Origin of the sequence: Burkholderia sp. AU33423, from assembly GCF_002223135.1 — a bacterium.
Taxonomy (GTDB): Bacteria; Pseudomonadota; Gammaproteobacteria; order Burkholderiales; family Burkholderiaceae; genus Burkholderia; species Burkholderia lata_D.
Genome location: NZ_NKFH01000002.1, coordinates 195,665 through 214,825, shown reverse-complemented (window position 1 = coordinate 214,825; position 19,161 = coordinate 195,665). Strand labels below are relative to the sequence as shown.

14 protein-coding genes are annotated in these 19,161 nt (G+C 68.2%); 10 read left to right on the top strand and 4 right to left on the bottom strand.

Translation table 11 applies throughout. The annotated features are described in order from the left end of the window. Positions 1-93 precede the first annotated feature (93 nt). Positions 94-306, bottom strand: a complete 213-nt coding sequence (gene rpsU / locus CFB50_RS01025; protein WP_006401410.1) for a 30S ribosomal protein S21 — start codon at positions 304-306, stop codon at positions 94-96. A 545-nt stretch (positions 307-851) separates the two neighbouring features. Here rpsU and CFB50_RS01020 point away from each other — a divergent pair. The 3 genes from CFB50_RS01020 (at position 852) to CFB50_RS01010 (ending at position 3,612) form a co-directional block, all read left to right on the top strand. Beyond that, complete coding sequence (locus CFB50_RS01020; protein WP_069246851.1) at positions 852-1,670, top strand: flagellin domain-containing protein; 819 nt, start codon at positions 852-854, stop codon at positions 1,668-1,670. A gap of 193 nt (positions 1,671-1,863) precedes the next feature. Then, a complete protein-coding gene (gene fliD / locus CFB50_RS01015) occupies positions 1,864-3,282 on the top strand; it encodes a flagellar filament capping protein FliD (protein WP_069246850.1) in 1,419 nt (472 codons plus the stop codon). A 33-nt stretch (positions 3,283-3,315) separates the two neighbouring features. Next, a complete protein-coding gene (locus tag CFB50_RS01010; RefSeq protein ID WP_069246849.1) occupies positions 3,316-3,612 on the top strand; it encodes a flagellar protein FliT in 297 nt (98 codons plus the stop codon). Between the two features lie 240 nt (positions 3,613-3,852). Here the strand turns inward: CFB50_RS01010 and CFB50_RS01005 are convergent, their stop codons facing one another. The 3 genes from CFB50_RS01005 to CFB50_RS00995 form a co-directional block, all read right to left on the bottom strand. Beyond that, on the bottom strand, positions 3,853-6,339 hold the full coding sequence (locus CFB50_RS01005) for a tetratricopeptide repeat protein (protein WP_069246848.1): 2,487 nt from the start codon (positions 6,337-6,339) through the stop codon (positions 3,853-3,855). Further along, entirely contained in the window at positions 6,336-8,534 is a 2,199-nt protein-coding gene (locus tag CFB50_RS01000; protein ID WP_089444748.1) for a tetratricopeptide repeat protein, read from the bottom strand. The genes CFB50_RS01005 and CFB50_RS01000 overlap by 4 nt, the downstream gene beginning before the upstream one ends. 241 nt (positions 8,535-8,775) lie before the next feature. Beyond that, positions 8,776-10,563 (bottom strand): O-linked N-acetylglucosamine transferase, SPINDLY family protein, encoded by a 1,788-nt coding sequence (locus CFB50_RS00995; RefSeq protein WP_069246846.1) that lies wholly within the window; start codon positions 10,561-10,563, stop codon positions 8,776-8,778. Between CFB50_RS00995 and CFB50_RS38465 the strand changes: the two genes are divergently transcribed. The 7 genes from CFB50_RS38465 to CFB50_RS00965 all read left to right on the top strand — a co-directional run bounded on the left by CFB50_RS38465 (position 10,562) and on the right by CFB50_RS00965 (position 19,096). Next, positions 10,562-10,825 (top strand): hypothetical protein, encoded by a 264-nt coding sequence (locus CFB50_RS38465; protein ID WP_143750862.1) that lies wholly within the window; start codon positions 10,562-10,564, stop codon positions 10,823-10,825. The genes CFB50_RS00995 and CFB50_RS38465 overlap by 2 nt on opposite strands. Positions 10,826-10,969: 144 nt before the next feature. After that, positions 10,970-11,755: a class I SAM-dependent methyltransferase gene (locus CFB50_RS00990; RefSeq protein ID WP_069246845.1), complete on the top strand. Its 786-nt coding sequence runs from the start codon at positions 10,970-10,972 to the stop codon at positions 11,753-11,755. Continuing rightward, entirely contained in the window at positions 11,752-13,137 is a 1,386-nt protein-coding gene (locus CFB50_RS00985) for an NAD(P)/FAD-dependent oxidoreductase (protein WP_069246844.1), read from the top strand. The genes CFB50_RS00990 and CFB50_RS00985 overlap by 4 nt, the downstream gene beginning before the upstream one ends. Continuing rightward, complete coding sequence (locus CFB50_RS00980; protein WP_089444747.1) at positions 13,134-13,856, top strand: WbqC family protein; 723 nt, start codon at positions 13,134-13,136, stop codon at positions 13,854-13,856. Before CFB50_RS00985 ends, CFB50_RS00980 begins: the two co-directional genes overlap by 4 nt. A gap of 10 nt (positions 13,857-13,866) precedes the next feature. Continuing rightward, on the top strand, positions 13,867-14,514 hold the full coding sequence (locus CFB50_RS00975; RefSeq protein ID WP_069246842.1) for a class I SAM-dependent methyltransferase: 648 nt from the start codon (positions 13,867-13,869) through the stop codon (positions 14,512-14,514). Between the two features lie 56 nt (positions 14,515-14,570). Next, complete coding sequence (gene rffA, locus CFB50_RS00970) at positions 14,571-15,728, top strand: dTDP-4-amino-4,6-dideoxygalactose transaminase (RefSeq protein ID WP_069246841.1); 1,158 nt, start codon at positions 14,571-14,573, stop codon at positions 15,726-15,728. A 2-nt stretch (positions 15,729-15,730) separates the two neighbouring features. After that, positions 15,731-19,096 carry a glycosyltransferase family protein gene (locus CFB50_RS00965; protein WP_089444746.1) on the top strand — a complete coding sequence of 1,122 codons (3,366 nt, stop codon included), beginning with the start codon at positions 15,731-15,733 and terminating at the stop codon, positions 19,094-19,096. Positions 19,097-19,161: the final 65 nt, after the last annotated feature.

The window sequence follows — 19,161 nt, the reverse complement described above, 5'->3', positions numbered from 1 at the left end:
GCCCCGGGATTTTTCCCGGACCCAAAAGCAAAACGGCGGAGCGGCTTCTTTCGAAGCACGCTCCGCCGTTTCGCGGCGAACCGTAAGACGCTCTTAGTGGAGCTTCTTCGGCAGCATCTGGCTGCGCAGGCGCTTGTGCAGGCGCTTGACGGCTGCTGCCTTCTTGCGCTTGCGGACTGCGGTCGGCTTTTCGTAGGACTGGCGTTCGCGCAGTTCAGCGATCAGGCCATTTTTTTCGATAGCACGGCGAAAGCGGCGAATCGCCACTTCGAACGGCTCGTTTTCTTTCAGAAGAATCGTCGTCATGTCGTTCCTAAATTGCTTAAACGGTCAAAAACGTAGCGGCCAAGCGCCACGCACCGGCCATCCGAGCGTCCCCACAAACAGGCGAAACGAGCGGAAATACGGCCTCGGAGGCCGGAAAAGAGAGGCGGAAAGCACCGCGAGTACGCTTCACAACCGCGTGCAGCGCCGCGTTTGACTGCCAGCAGACATGCCGAAAACGGCAGAGGCTTGACAGAAATCTCAATTCAGCCCGCCATCATAGCAGAGAATCACAGACAAAACCACCCTTTTGCATCTCCCGGTGCGTCGCTCCGCGTGGCGTGGCCGACCGCCCCCGTCGAACGGAGCCGGGTGCCGCGCCTGCCCGCAGCCCGGCCGGCCAAGCCGGGCGGGCCTTTCGGCCGACAACCATCCTTCCGTCCCGAATTTACCCAAACATCCCTCTAAAGTTTTCGCCGGGTGCCGCCGTCAACCAGGAAAGGCGGGGCAGCGCCAGTCGCGATAAAGCGCAACGCCGAAATCAGAACCTGTCTGTATCCCAGCCATTTTCTAACACGAGGAAGCAAATGCTGAACATCAACACCAACATCCTTTCGCTGACGACGCAGACGAATCTGTCGGGCTCGCAAAGCGCACTGTCGCAAGCAATCAACCGCCTGTCGTCGGGCAAGCGCATCAACACCGCTGCTGACGATGCAGCAGGCCTGGCGATCTCGACGTCGCAAACGGCGGCAATCAATGCGCTGACGCAAGGTGTTGCAAACGCGAACAACGGCATCTCGATGATCCAGACCGCCAACGGCGCGCTGCAATCGACGGTCGACAACCTGCAGCGTATCCGTACGCTGGCGCAACAAGCGGGCGACGGCTCGCTGGATTCGAGCGCTCGCGCGAACCTGCAAGCTGAAGTGTCGACGCGTCTCGGCGAAATCGACCGTGTCGCATCGCAAACGACGTTCAACAGCCAGACCATCCTGGGCGGCGCCGGCAGCGTCACGTTCCAGATCGGCGCAGCAGCGAACCAGGTCGTTACCGTCGACTTCGGCACGGCGAACTGGAACAGCACGGGCATGAGCGTGAACACCCTGAGCGTCGCCTCCCAGTCGGGCGCGCAATCGGCGATCACGGCGATCGACGCGGCACTGAAGCAAGTCAACACGTTCCAGGCAACGCTGGGCGCAGCACAGAACACGTTCCAGGCTGCGATCTCGACGACGCAAACCCAGGCAACCAACATGACCGCCGCTCGCTCGCAGATCACCGACGCGGACTTCGCGACGGAAACGGCGAACCTGAGCAAGGCGCAAGTGCTGCAACAAGCTGGTATCTCGGTTCTGGCGCAAGCGAACTCGCTGCCGCAGCAAGTCCTGAAGCTCCTCGGCTAATCGAGCAGCACCCGCGGCGGGCCACGCGCCCGCCCGCCTCCGGGCCCGGCGGCGTCGCCATGCGACGCATCGCGACGCCGCCGAAACCGCCCGGATCAGAATTCTCCAGGGAGGCACGCCTCCCTCTTTGCATTGAACCGCGGCGCCCCGCCGCATCGCGCACGTTGATTGCGCGGACGACCGGAGCAACGGCATGGCCACCACGACCCCCGTCAGCAGCACGGACATCAGCACCATCCTGGCGAACGCAGGTCAATCGATCATCAGCGGCGCGACCAATTCGTCGCTCGACGTCAATACGCTCGTCACGACGCTGGTGAACGCGAAGACGGCCGGGCAATTGCAGACCCTGCAGACCCGCCAGACGAACGACAATACGCAGCTGTCCGCGATCGGCCAACTGAAGGGTGCGCTGTCCGCGCTGCAGACCGCGCTCACCGGCCTCTCGGACGGCACCGCGCTCGGCAGCCTGGCCGCGACGGCGAGCGGCACGGGCATCGCGACGACGATCAAGAGCGGCAGCGGCGCGGTGGCCGGTTCGTATTCGGTCAATGTCACGCAGCTCGCGACCGCCAACAAGCTGTCGTCGGCCGGCGTGACGTCGGCGGACACGATCTCGGCCGGCTCGCTGAGCATCACGTTCGGCAGCAACCCCGCGTTCAACGTCAACGTGGCGGCCGGTGCGTCGCTGTCCGACATCGCGTCGTCGATCAATTCCGCGTCCGGCAATGCCGGCGTCACCGCGTCGGTCATCACCGGTTCGGACGGCCAGCATCTCGTGATGCAGTCGAACGCCACCGGCGCGGCCAACACGATCTCGATCACGGGCACGGGCGTCAACTCGAAACTGACGTCGGGGTACACGACGGTCACGCCGGCCGCCGACGCGAAGCTGACGATCGACGGCACGCCGGTGTCGAGCGCGTCGAACAACGTGTCGGGCGCGCTGACGGGCGTCACGCTGGCGCTGTCGCAGGCCGCTGTCGGCACGACGCAAACCGTCACGCTGTCGCAGGACACGGCCGCGGCGACGACCGCGATCAACAATTTCGCGACCGCATATACCAACTTCGTGAATACCGCGAAATCGCTGACGAGCTACGACCCGACGGCGAAGACCGCCGGCCCGCTGCTCGGCGACGCGATGATGAACACGATCAGGAACACACTCGCGACGACGCTCAGCAGCGGCGTCACGACGGGCGGCACGACCTATGCGCTCGGCAGCATCGGCATCAACGTGGACTCGACCGGCGCGATGTCGGTCGACACCGCCGCGCTGACCACCGCGCTCAAGTCGAATAGTTCCGCGGTGACGGCGATCTTCAACCAGACGAACGGCATCGCCCAGGCGCTCAATGCGAACATCAACTCGTACACGCAGACGTCCGGCCTGATCGATCAGCGCACCAACGCGATCAACGCCGATCTGAAGAGCGTGCAGAGTCAGGCGACGCAACTGCAGACCTACTCGGACCAGCTGACCAAGCAATACAATGCGCAGTTCACCGCGCTGAACACGCTGATGGCGACGATGTCGAACAACACCCGCTACCTGACCCAGCTGTTCGGCGGCCAGAACAGCGCCGGCGCGATGGCCAACAACAAGTAAGCCTTGGCCGCACCGCCCCTTCGGAGCCGAACCATGACGAACGACACCCTGTCCCGCGCCTTCGATCTGACCCGTGCCATGCAGTCGGCGGCCGATGCACGCGACTGGGTGCGCGTCGCGGCCCTCGTCGACGAACGCTCGCCGCTGCTGATGAACCTGTCCGGCGAGCAGACCCCGGACGTGCTGGACCAGGTACGGCAGATCATGGCGATCGACGCGTCGATCACGGAGCATGCGCAGACGGACCGTGACCGCCTGGCTGCGGAATTTGCGCAGTCCCAGGAGCGGATCAAGGCCGCGAGCCAGTACCAGAAGGCCGGCATGCTGTGACCGGCCGGGCGTCTCGCCCGCCGCGCATGTCGAATTAAAAGACGCCGCCAGTCGAGCGGTCCGTTGTCGCCGTACCGTCGAGCCGCTTCAATGCGGCTTTTTTTTCGCCGGCAGGCGGAGCGCGAGCCGGATCGCGCCGGCTACGCCCGCGTCGCGCGCTCGACGGCCGCGTCGATCATCTCGGGCGGCCGGCCCGACGATGCGCGAGCGCGGCTTCCAGCCGTGGCGCGATCCCGCTCGTCACGCGTCCCGGGGCGCCGTCTCGCCGGCCGCGTAGCGGGTCCACATGCCGTGCAGCGCGTCCTCGAGGTTGCGTGCGAAGCGCGACGCATCGCACAGCGGCGACGCCAGCGCGCGCTCGCGCAGGGTTGCACGCAGCGTCGCCAGCCCGTCGCGGTCGCGCGCGAACGCGACGGCCTTCGCGAGGTACGCCGCCTCGTCTTCCGCGATCCAGTCGCCCATGCCCGCCGCGTGCAGCAGGCTTTCGCAAATGTGCGTGACGAACCGGCTGCCCTTCATCCCGAGCACCGGCACGCCCATCCACAGCGCTTCGGCCGTGGTCGTGCCGCCCGGGTACGGGAACGGGCTCAGCGCGATGTCGATGCGGTTATACGCGGCAAAGTATTCCGCACGCGGCGAACCGCCTTCGAGGATCAGCCGATCCGCGCCGATGCCATGCCGCGCGAAGCGGTTGAGCGTCGCCTGGTTCACGTCGTCGGCGCCGAGCTCATGGGCCTTCAGCAGCAGGCGCGCGTCCGGCAGCGCGTGCAGGATGCGCGACCACAGCGCGACGACCTCGTCGCTGATCTTGATCAGCTTGCCGAAGCAGCCGAACGTGACGCCGCCATGAGTCGCCATCGGCAGCGGGCCGACCGCGACATCGTATGGCGGCGGCGTGAAGCACAGGTAGCTGTCCGGCAGCCGCCACGGCCGCTCGGTGAAGTGATGCGCCTCGTCGGCCGGCAGCGTATGCGCATCGCCGATGAAATAGTCGATCGCGCGGCAACCGGTCGTCGCGAAGAAACCGAGCCAGCTCGCCTGCACCGGCGCGGGCTTGTGCCCGAAGATCGGCAGGCCGCTCCAGTTGGTATGGCCTGCCATGTCGATCAGGATGTCGATGCCGTCGTCGCGAATCAGTTGCGCGGCCTCCTCGCGGCCCAGGCTGACCACCTTCTTCCAGCTCGCGAAGTTCGGCCTGAGCCGCGCGGTCACGTCGTCCTCGCCGACGAAGGTCACATAGGCATGCGGCTCGATGCGCGACCGGTCGATCCGCGCGAGCACGCTTTCAAGGAAGATGCCGACCGGGTGCTGGCGCAGGTCGCCCGACACGAAGCCGACGCGCAGCGGCCGCCCCTGCGCCTGCGCGACGCGCTGCGCGCGGTCGTGCTCGAACGGAAGCGCATCGCGCTCGAGATGTTCGCCGTAGCGGCGCGCCTCAGCGACCCACTCCTGGGGCTCGAACGCGGGCGAACTCGACATGTTGAACAGCATCCGCGAGTACGCGCGATGCAGGTCGTGCCGGATCGCCGAGCGGAACGCATCCAGCGCGCCAGCGAGATCTCCTTTCGCCCACAGGATGTCGCCGAGCGTCATCTGGACCTTCAGCGGATCGATGCCGAGCGCCCGCGCGATCTCGGTGTGCTTCATCGCCTCGTCGAACTTCTCGAGCCGAAACAGCGCGGCGGCGAGGTTGTGATGCGCGTCGGCATCGTCGGGGTTCAGGTCGATCGCGTGCCGGTGGCTCAGCTCCGCCGCAGCCAGCAGGTTGAGGTTGTGATACGCGAAGCCGAGGAAATTGTACGCATCGGCCAGTTCGGGATCGAGCTCGATCGCGTGCCGGCACGCCTGCACAGCCTGCCCGTATTCGCCCTGCTGGTTGCGCAGGTCGCCGAGCCAGGCCCACGCCCGCGCATGCGCGGGATCGATCGCGATCGCCCGCTCGAGCAGTTCGACCGCCTTGTCGAACTCGCTCATGCGCTGCAGCAGCCTGGCCAGTACGCAGTGCGCGTCCGCGTCGCCCGGATCGAGTCCCTCGCGCGCATGGTCGACCGCACCCCGCAGATCACCTGCCGCGCGCAGCGTCTCGCTCAGGCCCTGGTGCGCGACACGGAAGCCCGGTTGCAGCGCGATGGCGCGACGATAGGCATCCGCGGCATCGTCGAATTTCTCCTGCGCATGCAGCGCGTTGCCGAGATTGCAGTACGCATCCGCGTATTGCGGCTGGTGCGCGACCGCCTTGGCGTAGCTCGCCGCCGCCGCTTCGTGCTCGCCCAGGTCCTGCAGCGCGTTGCCGAGATTGTTGTACGCCTCCGCGTAACCGGGCCGCAGCTCGATCGCACGCGCGCAGCTCTCCATCGCAGCCGCCGGCTCGCGCGCGTCGCGCAATGCATTGCCGAGGTTGTTGTGCGCCTCCGGATAGTCCGGCCGCAGCCCCACCGCGCGCCGGTAGTGCGCGATCGCGTCGTCGAGCCGGCCGCTTTCGCGCAGCATGTTGCCCAGGTTGTTGAAGTACGACGCGTCCGGCCGCGCGACGAGCGATTGCTCCATCAGCGCAAGCCCCGCGTCGTACTGCTTCAGCTGGCACGCCAGCAGCCCGAGGAAATGCAGCGCATCCGGCTGGCCCGGCTGCGCGGTGAGGATCGCGTCGTACAGCGTCTTCGCTTCCGCGAGACGCCCCGCCTGATGATGCGCCAGCGCGGACTGCAGCGTGTCGTGGATATCGTTCATGCTTCGTGTTCCGAGTTCGTATAGCGTTGCCACATGCCGATGAACGCCGCTTCGAGATGCGCCGCGAACCGGCGCGCGTCGCACAACGGCGACGCGAGCAGCTGCGCGCGCAGCCCGGCGCGCAGCGTCGCGAGCTGCTCGCGATCGCGCACCGCCGCGATCGCCTTCGCGACGTAGGTGTCCTCGCCGTCAGCGACCCATTCGCCCATGCCCGCCGCGTGCAGCACGCTTTCGCAGATGTGCGTGACGAACCGGCTGCCCTTCATCCCGAGCACCGGCACGCCCATCCACAGCGCTTCGGCGGTGGTCGTGCCGCCCGGGTACGGGAACGGGCTCAGCGCGACGTCGATACGGTTATATGCGTCGAAGTATTCCGCGCGCGGCGAACCGCCCTCGAGGATCAGCCGGTCCGCACCGATGCCATGCCGCGCGAAGCGCGCGACGGTCGCGTCGCGCACGCCCTCGCGGCCGAGCTCGTGCGCCTTGAGCAGCAGCCGCGCGTCAGGCAGCGTGTGCAGGATGCGCGACCATGCACGCACGACGTCTTCGCCGATCTTCACGAGCTGGCCGAAGCAACCGAACGTCGGATGGCCGCGCGCCGCCATCGGCAGCGGGCCGACCTCGACGTCGCAGGCCGGCGGCGTGAAGCACAGGAAGCTGTCCGGCAGCCGCCACGGCTGCTCGACGAAGTGATGCGCTTCGGCGTCCGGCAGCGTGTAGCGGTCGCCGATGAAGTAGTCGATCGCGTCGCAGCCGGTCGACGCGAAGAAGCCGAGCCAGCTCGCCTGTACCGGCGCGGGTTTCCAGCCGAACACCGCCAACCCGCTCGACTGCGTATGGCCCGCGAGGTCGACGAGGACGTCGATTTCGTCGTCGTGAATCATCCGCGCAGCCGCCTCCGGACCCAGCGCGGCGATCGAGCGCCAGGCGCTCGAGTGCGGCTTCAGTTTCGCGGTGATCGCGTCCTCCACGTCCGTGGTCACATACACGCGCAGGTCGATGCGCGTGCGGTCGAGGTGCGCAAGTACGCTTTCCAGGAAGATGCCGACCGGATGCAGGCGCAGGTCGCCGGACACGAAGCCGACACGCAGCGGCCGCCCCTGCGCGCGCGCCGCCCGCTCGCGCGGATCGTGCGCATGGCGCGTCGAACGCGCGGCCAGGTGCCGGCCGTAGCGCCGCGCGTCGGCCAGGTAGTCGGCGGGGTTCACGCAAGCGGACGCCGCCGCGCTGAACAGCAGCCGGTTCAGCACGGTCGCTGCGACGTCGTCGGCGTCGTCGCACACCAGCGCAAGCGCATCGCGATACGCGTGGACCGCGGCATCGACGTTGCCCTGTGCGCGCAGGATGTCGCCGAGATTGACGTGCATCAACACGGCCGGCGGGCCGGCCTGCAACGCCTGCCGGCAATACACGAGCGCCTCGTCGAGCCGCTGCAGCTTCAGCAGCACGACGGACAGGTTGTGGCACGCGCCGGCGTCCGCCGGATTCAGCGTGACGGCCGTGCGATGGCTCGCTTGCGCCTCGTCGAGCCGGTCCAGTCCGTGATACGCGTTGCCCGCGTGGTTGTGCGCTTCGCCAAGGTTCGGCGCGAGCCGGATCGCGTCCTGCGCATGCACGAGCGCTTCCGCGCAGCGCAGCTGCCGGTGACGCACGGCGCTCAAGTTCGCGTGGGCCATCGCCATCGACGCGTCCAGCTCGATCGCGCGGCCATAGTGCGTGGCGGCGCCATCGAGGTCGTCCAGGTCTTGCAACGCGTTGCCAAGGTTGTTGTACGCCTGCGCATAGCCGGGGCGCAGCTCGATCGCGCGCGCGCAGCTCTCCATCGCAGCCGCCGGCTCGCGCGCGTCGCGCAATGCATTGCCGAGGTTGTTGTGCGCCTCCGGATAGTCCGGCCGCAGCGCCACCGCGCGCCGGTAGTGCGCGATCGCGTCGTCGAGCCGGCCGCTTTCGCGCAGCATGTTGCCCAGGTTGTTGAAGTACGACGCGTCCGGCCGCGCGACGAGCGATTGCTCCATCAGCGCAAGCCCCGCGTCGTACTGCTTCAGCTGACACGCCAGCAGCCCGAGGAAATGCAACGCATCCGGCTGGCCCGGCTGCGCGGTGAGGATCGCGTCGTACAGCGTCTTCGCTTCCGCGAGACGCCCCGCCTGATGATGCGCCAGCGCCGCCTGCAATGCCTGTCCTGTTCCGTCCATCTCGTCTGCTTTGCTCATTAGGAATGCGGATCGTGTCCGAAGTCGATCCGCCTGCCGCCGTGCCCGATCATCACGGCCGACGCCGCAATCCCATCGCGTGCTATCCCGACGACGGTGTCGCGCACGCGCCACCGGTCGGAATGACGATCGCGGCGGCCGGCGCGGTGTTCAGCGCGAGGGGCGCCATGTTCCGCTTGCCGCCGGCGTGGAAATGCCCACGCACGTCACGTCGTGAGCGGCCTCACACGGATGCGCCCGGCGCGGCTTCGACGTGCTGCGCCCACATGCCGTGCAGTGCGTCCTCGAAGTGGCGCGCGAAGCGGGGCGCGTCGCACAGCGGCGACGCGAGCACCTGCGCGCGCAGCGTCGTGCGCAGCGCCGCCAGCTCGGCGGGCTGGCCGACCTGCGCGACGGCCTTCGCGACATACGCGTCGTCGTCGTCCGCGATCCACTCGGGCAGTTGCGCCGAATGCAGCAGGCTCTCGGCGATGTGCGACAGGAAGCGCTCGCCGCGCCGGCACAGAACGGGCACGCCCATCCACAGCGCTTCGGCGGTCGTCGTGCCGCCCGGATACGGGAACGGGCTCAGCATCAGGTCGACGCGCCGGTACGCGGCCAGGTATTCGGCGCGCGGCGAGCGGCCTTCGAGGATCAGGCGCTGCGCGTCGATGCCGTGCGCCGCGAAGCGCGCGGCAAGCGCCTGCTGCTCGCGCGGATCGTCGAGATGCTCCGCCTTCACGAACAGCTTCGCGCCCGCGACCGATTGCAGCACGCGCGACCAGACCGCGACGACGTGATCGGTGATCTTAGCGAGCTTGCCGAAATAGCCGAAGGTCGGATGGCCGTTCGCGAGCATCGGCAGCGCGCCGACGTCGATCGGCTCGGCCGGCGGCGTGAAGCACAGATAGCTGTCCGGCAGATGCCACGGCCGCTCGGTGAAATGCGCGGCCTCGGCGGGCGGCAGCACGTGACGGTCGCCGATCACGTAGTCGATCGCGCGCACGCCGGTGCTCGCGAAATAACCGGGCCAGCTCGCCTGCAGCGGCGCCGGCTTCCACGCGAACAGCGGCAGGCGGTTGTAGACCGTGTGGCCCGCCGCGTCGAGCAGCACGTCGATGCGGTCCGCGCGGACACGCGCGGCCGCCGCTTCGTCGCTCAGGCCGGCAATGCAGGTCCACGTCGCGAAGGCCGGCTTGAGGCGGGCGGTCACGTCGTCCTCGACGTCGCGCGTCGGGTACGCATGCATCTCGATCCGGTTCGCGTCGAGATGCTTCAGCATGCTCTCGATGAAATAGCCGACCGGATGCGCCTTCAGGTCGCCCGACACGATGCCGACCTTGAGCGGCCGCCCGGCGCGGGCGGTCAGGTCGACGAGCCAGTTCGTCCACGGCGTCGCGCACCGCGTGACGACTTCGTCGTAGCGCGCGGCCTCGGCGAGATAGGTGTCGTGGTCGAACGCTTCGCTGCAGTGGCTCGCGAACAGCAGGTTGCTGCGCGGCTCCGGCAGTTCGGGGCGCAGCGCGACCGCGTGCCGGTAAGCCTCGAGCGCGGCCGGAATCTCGTTCAGGTCGAACAGCGCATTCGCAAGGTTGTTGTAGGCCTGGCCGTTGTCCGGCTTCAGCGCGATGGCCTGGCAGAACGCATCGACGGCCGCGCGGGCGTCGCCGGCGAGCCGCAGCGCGTTGCCGAGGTTGTTGTACGCATCGACGTAGTCGGGTCGCAGCTCGATGGCGAGACGGAAGCACTCGGCGGCGGCGGCGTGACGGTTGTCCGCCTGCATCACGTTGCCGAGGTTGTAGTAGTACATCGCGTCCGGCCTGACCTCGATCGCCGCCATGATCAGGTCGGATGCCTCCTGATAGCGCCCGTACTGATGGCCGATCAGGCCGAGGAGGTGAAGCGCGTCCGCGTGCCGGGGATCGGTGTCGAGGATCCGCCGGTACAGCGTCTCGGCCTCTTCCAGCCGGTCGGCCTGATGGTGCGCCAGCGCCTGTTCGATCGTGGCGGCGGCGGGGGAGGTGGGCATCATGAGCTATGTCGTCCTGGTAGCCAATACGGGATTCGAATCGCGGCCGGCACCGCTGCGTCGGCGCACGCCTTCGCCCGCGGACGCACGCACCGACGGTCTCCGACGTGTCCGAATTCTCCTCGCGCACGCCGCGTTCCAATTTGGCGAGCAGGTGCTGGAATTGGTCGCTATTCCTGCTACTGCATGCCGCACCCGCGGGCGCCCCGAATTCGCGCCGGACACCCGCGCATCCATCGAAATGCGGGGTGAAACCACCCGCTAATCCGACATTCGATCCTGGCGGCGCTCGATAGACTTGATCGCAGAAAGATGTCCGACTTGCGACGTTCGGACGGTTGCGCATTCCGATGCCACCGCGCCGACACGCGCTCGTCCGGTCACACCCTTTGTGCCTGGAGCCCTGTGTATGCACGAATCAGCGATCATCACCAACGCAGATGGCGATCAGCTCGCGGCGCGCCGCGAACTGTTCGACCTGATGCAGACCTACCCCGCGACGCGCGAGGAACTGGAACGGTCGCTCGGCCTGTTCGTGCGCGGCTCGCTCCTCGCACGCATTCTCGCGACCTTTGAGATCTATCAAAAAATCGTGCCGCTGCCGGGCGCGATCCTCGATCTCGGCACGTGGCGCGGGCAGACCGCCGTGCTGTGCGAGAACTTCCGCGCGATTCTCGAGCCGCTGAACTTCCAGCGCCGCATCCACGCATTCGATACGTTCACGGGCTACACGGGCTTCGCCGAGCACGACACGCGCGACCGCAAGCTGTTCTCCGACGGCACGTACTCGCTGTCCGGCGAGTACGCCGACCTGCTGCGCAAGCTGCTGAACCTGCACGAGCGCAGCAACGCGATGGGGCACGTGCATGACAAGCACCACGTGTGGGAAGGCGACTGCCGCGACACGCTGGCGGCGTTCGACGAAGCGCATCCCGGCGAGATGGTCGCACTTGCGTGGTTCGACCTGAACGTGATCGAGCCGACCCGGCACGCGTTCGACGCGGTGATGGAGCGGCTGGTGCCCGGCGGCGTCGTTGCGTTCTGGCAGCTCACCCGCGGCGGCCAGCTGCCCGCGGAAGGCGTCCATTACCTGCGCGACCTGCTCGGCAACCGTCCGCACCAGATCCACAAGGCGGCGGCCTATCCGTCGCTGTGCTACCTGTCGTTCCCCGAGGGTGGAGGCGCACGCAAATGAAAATCGCCATCCTCGGCAACGGCATTCTCGGCCTGATGACGGCCCGCGCATGGCAGCGGGCCGACCCGGGCGTCGAGCTCGTGATCGTCGGCCACGCGCATCGGCCCGGCTCGGCCACGCGCGCTGCGGCGGCGATGCTCAATTCGTTCACCGAGCTGGAAGGCGATTCGCTCGGCACGCCGATCGACCGCTTCAAGTTCGAGCTGAGCCGCGGCGCGACGGCGGCCTGGCCCGCCGTATTCGCTGAAATCTGCACGCCGGAGCGCGCGATCGCGCACGGCTTCGGCACCTTCGTGCTGAACAACGCGGCGACCGACGCGCTCGACGACGAGAACTTCGCGGCCATGCAGCGGTTCTGCCGCGAATTCGAGGAGCCCTGCGAGGCGGTCGATCCGTCAGGCATCCCGAACTATCATCCGGACCCGCGCTATCGCGCGCTGAAGGCGGTCTTCCTGAAGCGCGAAGGCTGGGTCAATCCGAAACAGTTTCTCGACGCGCTGACCGAGTCGGTCGCGCAAGCCGGCAACGTGCGCTTCATCGACGCCGAGGTCGAGCGGCTCGACACCGCGGCCGGACGCGTCACCGGGGCGCGCCTGTCCGATGGCAGCATGCTCGGCGCGGACCGCTTCATCCTCTGCAACGGCGCCAACGTGACGCGCGTACTGCAGGCGAGCCTGCCCGAGCTGCCGGTGCAGCGGATGTTCTACGGCGTCGGCATGTCGGTCGAACTGCAGAGCGCGGAGAACGTGCACACGCACTGCGTGCGCACGACCAACCGCGGCCTCGCGTGCGGTGTATATTCGGCGCCGCACGGGCCTGACCGGACCCTCGTCGGCGCCAGCAACTACATCAGCCCGGTGCCGCACGAGCACGGCCACGCCGGCAGCGCGTACACGCTGCTCAAGTCCGCGATGGACCAGATCAACACCCGCTTCTCGCGCGCGAGCCTGGTCAACGTCAACGTCGGCTGGCGGCCGACGACGTCCGACCTGTATCCGCTGTTCGGCGAAACCAGCGTGCGCGACCTGTGGATTCTCGGCGGCACCAAGCGCGACGGCTTCCACCTGTCGCCGGTGCTGAGCCGCGATCTCGTCGCGGCGATGCGCGGCGAGCCGATCGATCCGCGCTACGCGGAACTCGCGCCCGAACGCCCGCTGATCCGCAACATGACGCGCGAGGCCGCGATCGCGAAGACGGTACGCCATCAGATCAATGCCGCGTACCAGCACGACTTCGTGCCGGCGCGCAACCGCATGGTCGAACAGCTCCAGAACGCGATCCGCGCGGACCTGGAGGCGCTGCACGACAAGCTGGGCGCAACGGACTGGGGCATTCCGCCCGAGCTCGTCGACATGTACCGGTACGGCCACATTCCGGCATGAGCGGTGCAACCATGAACCGCGACGCGAAGCGGGTGGCGATCGTCCAGTCCAACTACATTCCGTGGAAGGGCTACTTCGACCTGATCGCCGCCAGCGACGAGTTCATCCTCTACGATGACGCGCAGTACACGCGCCGCGACTGGCGCAACCGCAACCAGATCAAGACGCCGCAGGGCGTGCAATGGCTGAGCGTGCCGGTGAAGGTGAAGGGCAAGTATCACCAGTCGATCCGCGAAACCGAGATCGACGGCGCCGACTGGGCTCCGCTGCACTGGAAGGCCCTGCAGCAGAACTACGCGCGCGCGCCGCACTTCGCGCGCTATGCGGACGAGCTCGAAACGCTCTACACCGGTCGCACCTACGGGATGCTGAGCGAGCTGAATTTCGCGATGCTGACGTGGGTCCTCCGGCAACTGGAGATCGGCACGCGCGTGTCGTCGACGTCGGACTATGCGCTGCACGGCGACCGCACCGAGAAGCTGCTGAACCTGTGCGTGCAGGCGGGCGCGACCGAGTATCTGTCCGGCCCGGCCGCGCGCAGCTACCTCGACGAGAACCTGTTCGCCGATGCCGGCGTCGCGGTGCGCTGGTTCGACTATCCGACCTATCCCGAGTATCCGCAGCAGTGGGGCGACTTCGTCCACGGCGTGACGGTGCTCGACGTGCTGTTCAACTGCGGTCCCGAAGCGCGCCGGTACGCGCTGACCTCGAAAGACTGAGGTGATGTCCATGAGCGAATCCCGGCATGCGAGCCTGCTGGAAGAAGTGGCCGCGTACTACAGCGCGCGGCTGGCGGAGCACGGCGCGACCGCGCGCGGCGTCGACTGGAACGGCGAAACCGGCCAGTTCCTGCGCTTCGAACAACTGACGAAGATCCTGCCCGCGTCCGGCGGCCACTCGGTGAACGACATCGGCTGCGGCTACGGCGCGCTGGTCGATTTCCTGAAGGCGCGTGCGCTGCCGGACGGCTTCGCGTATGCGGGCTACGACATCTCGTCCGACATGGTCGACGCCGCGCGGCAGCGCTACCGCGACGACGCGAACGTCGCGTTTCATGTCGGCGCAGTGCCGCAGGCCGCGTCGGACTACGGGATCGCATCGGGCATCTTCAACGTCAGGCGCGGTCACGGCGACGACGCGTGGCTCGACTACATCCACGCGACGCTCGACACGCTGCACGCGACGAGCCGGCTGGGCTTCGCGTTCAACTGCCTGACGTCGTATTCCGATCCGCCGTTCATGCGCCCGGACCTCCTGTACTACGCGGACCCGTGCGCGCTGTTCGATCGCTGCAAGCGCCGCTATTCGCGCCACGTCGCGCTGCTGCACGACTACGGCCTGTACGAATTCACGATTCTCGTCCGCAAGGACATCTGAGCGGCGCCGCGCGCGAGCCGCGCGGCCAAACGTCCCCCTTACCGCGGAGCCTGACCATGTTCGGCCCACCCAATCTCGACTGCATTCCGTTCGGCCGCCCGTTCGTGGTCGGCAAGGAGCTCTACTACATCGCGAAAGCGGTCGAGCAGGGCGGCCTCGCCGGCGACCAGGCGTTCACGAAGCTCTGCCACCGCTGGCTGGAAGCGCGCGTCGGCTGCCAGCGCGCGCTGCTCACGCACTCGTGCACGGCCGCGCTCGAGATGGCCGCGATCCTCGCCGACGTGCAGCCCGGCGACGAAGTGATCATGCCGTCCTACACGTTCGTGTCGACCGCCAACGCGTTCGTGCTGCGCGGCGCGACGCCGGTGTTCGTCGACATCCGCCGCGACACGCTGAACCTCGACGAGACGCAGATCGCCGCCGCGATCACCCAGCGCACGCGCGCGATCGTGCCGGTGCACTACGCGGGCGTCGCATGCGACATGGACGTGATCGGGCAGCTCGCGGCGGACCACGACCTGTGGGTGATCGAGGACGCCGCCCAGGCGCTGCAGTCGACGTGGAACGGCAAGCCGCTCGGCAGCCTCGGCCACCTCGCGTGCCTCAGCTTCCACGAGACCAAGAACGTGATCTCGGGCGAAGGCGGCGCGTTGCTGGTCAACGACCCGCGCCTCGTCGAGCGCGCGGAGATCATCCGCGAGAAGGGCACCAACCGCAGTCAGTTCTTCCGCGGGCAGGTGGACAAGTACACCTGGGTCGACGTCGGTTCGTCGTTCCTGCCGGGCGAGCTGATCGCGGCGTTCCTGTACGCGCAGTTCGAGCACGCGGACGTGATCACCGCGCAGCGGCGCGCGACCGTGCAGCGCTATCAGGATGCGCTGCAGCCGCTGCACGCGGACGGGCTGATCGAGCTGCCCGCGATTTCGCTCGCCGAGCGCGGCAACGGCCACATGTTCTATTTCCTCGCACGCGACCTCGCCGAACGCACCGAGCTGCTGCAGCAGATCCGCGCGGTGGGCGTGAACGCGGTGTTCCACTACGTGCCGCTACACAGTTCGCCGGCCGGCCAGCGCTACGGGCGCTGCGGGTCCGGCATGGCGGTGACGGACCTCGTCGCCGACCGGCTCGTCCGGCTGCCGCTGTACCACGACATGACCGAAGCCGAACAGGATCGCATCCTCGACGTGGTCTTCAATTTCTACCGCACCCGATAACGATGACGACTCCCCAACCTCGCTCGGCGCACGGCAGTTCGCGCATCTTTACGCGACTCGACCACCCGTACTACATACACGCGCCGAATTTCCGGCAAACCTCCGGCGGGATCCGCGCGATGCACTACCTGTGCCACGTGCTGAACCTGCTCGGCCACGAAGCGTACGTCTGCACGCCGGTCGTGCATCCTGAGCTGCGCACGCCGCCGCTGACCCACGACATCGTGCAGGCGCACGCCCGCGCGAATCGCAGCCCGATCGTCGTCTATCCGGACGTCGTCGCCGGCAATCCGTTCAACGCGCGCTGCGTCGTGCGCTACCTGCTGGCCGAGCCCGGCCGCATCAACGGCGAACCGATCAGCCTGCAACCGAACGACCTCATCTTCACGTTCGGGCCGTCACTGGTACCCGAAGATTGGAAGGCGGACCTGCTGCGCATGCCGCTGGTCGACACGCGCATCTTCAATAGCGACGGTGTCGACGATGCCCGCCGCAACGGCACGGCCGTCTTCATCAATCGCCACCTGCGGCGCGGCGGCACGCTGCATCCGGTCACCGCCGAGTCGATCGAAATCTCGACCCGCGTGCCGGAACGTTCGGCGCACGAACTCGCGGCGCTGTTCCGACAGGTCGAGTGCGTGTACATGTACGAATGGTCCACCGCCGTGTTCGAAGCGCTGCTGTGCGGCTGCCCGGTCGTGTGCATCATGAATGACGCGTCGCTGTCGGAGCCGACCCGGTGGGTGATGGACGGCAAGGGCATCGCGTGGGGGCTCGACGAACACGAGATCGCCCACGCGAAGGCCACCGTTCACGAAGCGCGCAGCGTCTACCTGAAGGAAGAGGAAACCTTCTGGCAGCAGTTGCGGAACTTCGTCGAGCGGACCCAGGCCCACGCGGACAAACTGGATGCGCAGGCCGTCGCGACCGCCGCCGCCCAGGGACAGCCCGCGTCCGCGCCGCGCTCGTGCATCGCGGTCGTCACCGCCGAACCGGCCGACCACGCGCGCACCAGCCTGCGCTTCGCGCAGCCGTTCGCGCGGCTGGACCGCGAATGGGCGCTGACTTTCCCTGTCACGCAAGCCGGCATCGATCCCGACGCGCTGCAGCGCGCGGACCTGATCGTGCTGCAGGGCGACACGCCGGGCCTGCTGTCCCCCGCCACGCTGGAACACCTGTTCTCGCTCGGCAAGCCGGTCGTCCTCGAGATCGACGCGCCGCTCGACACGCTGCTCGCCGACATTCCCGGCGCGACCGACAACGCGCGCCGCAAGGCGGGCATCCGCAGCGCCGTGCAGCGCGCGCATGCGCTCGTCGTGCCGTCGGAAGCGCTGGTGCGGCAGTACCGTCATGTCAACGCATCGGTCCACGCGCTGCCGACCGGCGTCGATCTCGAGCGTCTGCACCGCGCGGCGCCCGGCGTGCGCGACCACGTGAACCTCGCGGTTTCCGGTACCGGTCTCGACGGCGTGCGTCTCGAGCAGGTCCGCCAGGCGCTGGCCGAACTCCGCCGCCGGTTTCCGGGGAAGCTCCGGGTGTCGTTCGTCGGCGCGGCGCTGCCGGCCGGCTGGGACCGCGAACCGGATGTCACGCTGATCGCGGAGCCTGCCCCTTACGACAGCTACGCCGACGCGCTGAAGCGCGCGGACCTCGACATCGCGCTAGTCGCGGCGCCGGTCACGTTGCGCGACGATGCGCCGCCGCGTGCATGGCTCGAATCCTCGGCGGCCGGCGCGGCCACCGTGCTCGTCGCCACGCCGGCGCAAGGCTGCCCGGTTGTCCACGGCCGCACGGGCTGGCTCGTCGCCGACACCACCGACGCGTGGATCGACGCGATCGCGCACCTGATCGAGCATCCGCAAACCCGCGCGCAACTCGCCGCGGCCGCGCAGGATGCGATCCGCGCGCAGCACGACATCGGCCGCAACGCCGCGCGCCACGGTGCGCTGTACGCGCGGCTGCTGGCGGAGAACCGGACGCTGGCGCCCGTCGCCGCGACTGCGGACGCCGCACCGCGCCGCAAGCGCCTGATCGTGTATTCGATCGATCCGGACGCATGCGCGTCGTCGCGAATTCGCCTCACGCTGCCGTTCGGTCTGCTGAACGACGAATGGGAACTCGTCCCGGGCTTCCGGGACGGCCAGATCGACAGCAGCGCGCTGGCCACGGCCGACGCCATCCTGCTGCACCGGCTGACGCCCGGCATGCTGACGGGCAACGACCTGTATACGATCTTCAGGCATGAAAAGCCGGTGATCTACGAGACCGACGACCTGCTGACCGACCTGCCGGCCACGCATCCGCTCGCCGCGCAAGGCGGGATGGCCCGCGCGGGGATCGAGCTCGTGCTGCGCAACGCGGACGCCGTGATCGTATCCACGCCGTACATCGCCAGCCGCTACCGGCTGTCGCACCCGCGCGTTCACGTGCTGCCCGACAGCGTGGACTTCGACCGGTTCTACCGCCCCGTGGCGGCGCGCGGCGACGACTGCGTGACGATCGGCATCGCCGGCGCGTCGCTGCGCGCCGACAACTTCGCGCTCGTCGACGCGGCGCTGCAGGCGATCTGCGCGCGCCATCCCGGCAAGGTCAGGGTGAGTTTCGTCGGCGCGGACCTCCCGCCGGGCTGGGCCGGCCACCCGGCCGCCGGGTGCGAGCCCGAGCTTCACGACTACGACGCGCACGCACGACGCCTGCCGGAACGACGCTGGGACATCGCGCTGCTGCCGCTCGCCGACCACGACTACAACGCCGGCACGAGCACGATCCAGTGGCAGGAATACGCGGCGGCCGGCATCGCCTCGATCGTCAGCGACCGGCCGGCCTATCGCTTCGCGCTGCACGACGGCTGCGACGGCCTGCTGGCCCCGGATGCGCCGCAGGCCTGGGTCGACGCGCTCGACCGGCTGATCGCGAACCCGGCGTTGCGCCGCGGGCTCGCGCGCACGGCGCAGGCGAAGGTCCGCAAGCATCACGCGCTGCAGCAGGCGCTGCCGCGCTATCGCCATGTGTATCAGCAGTGCATCGACAAAGGCGCTGTCGGCACCCCGCCCGGCCGGCCGGATGCGCCGATCCCCGGCGCGCTGATCCTGGACGCCGAGGGTGACCTAGACAAGGTCCGGCTGAGCCTGCAGGAAATCGCAAGGCGGCCGGAACAGGATCTGCTGGCGGTCGTGGTGACCTCGTCGCAGGCGCCGCTGCCCGAATGGACCGACAAGGTGCGCTACCTGCACGCGCCCGCGCACGAGTACACGGCCACCGTCGAGCAGCTCTGCGCACTGCCGGCGTTCGACTGGACGCTGATCGTCGAGGCGGGCGACGGGCGTGCCGCGCAGGCACGCACGCCCGCCGATGCCGCGATCGCGTAGTTCGGCGGGCGCCGTGCCACCTGCCTGACGCTGGCGGCCCGGCGCGCTATCGCGGCAGCGCGCCC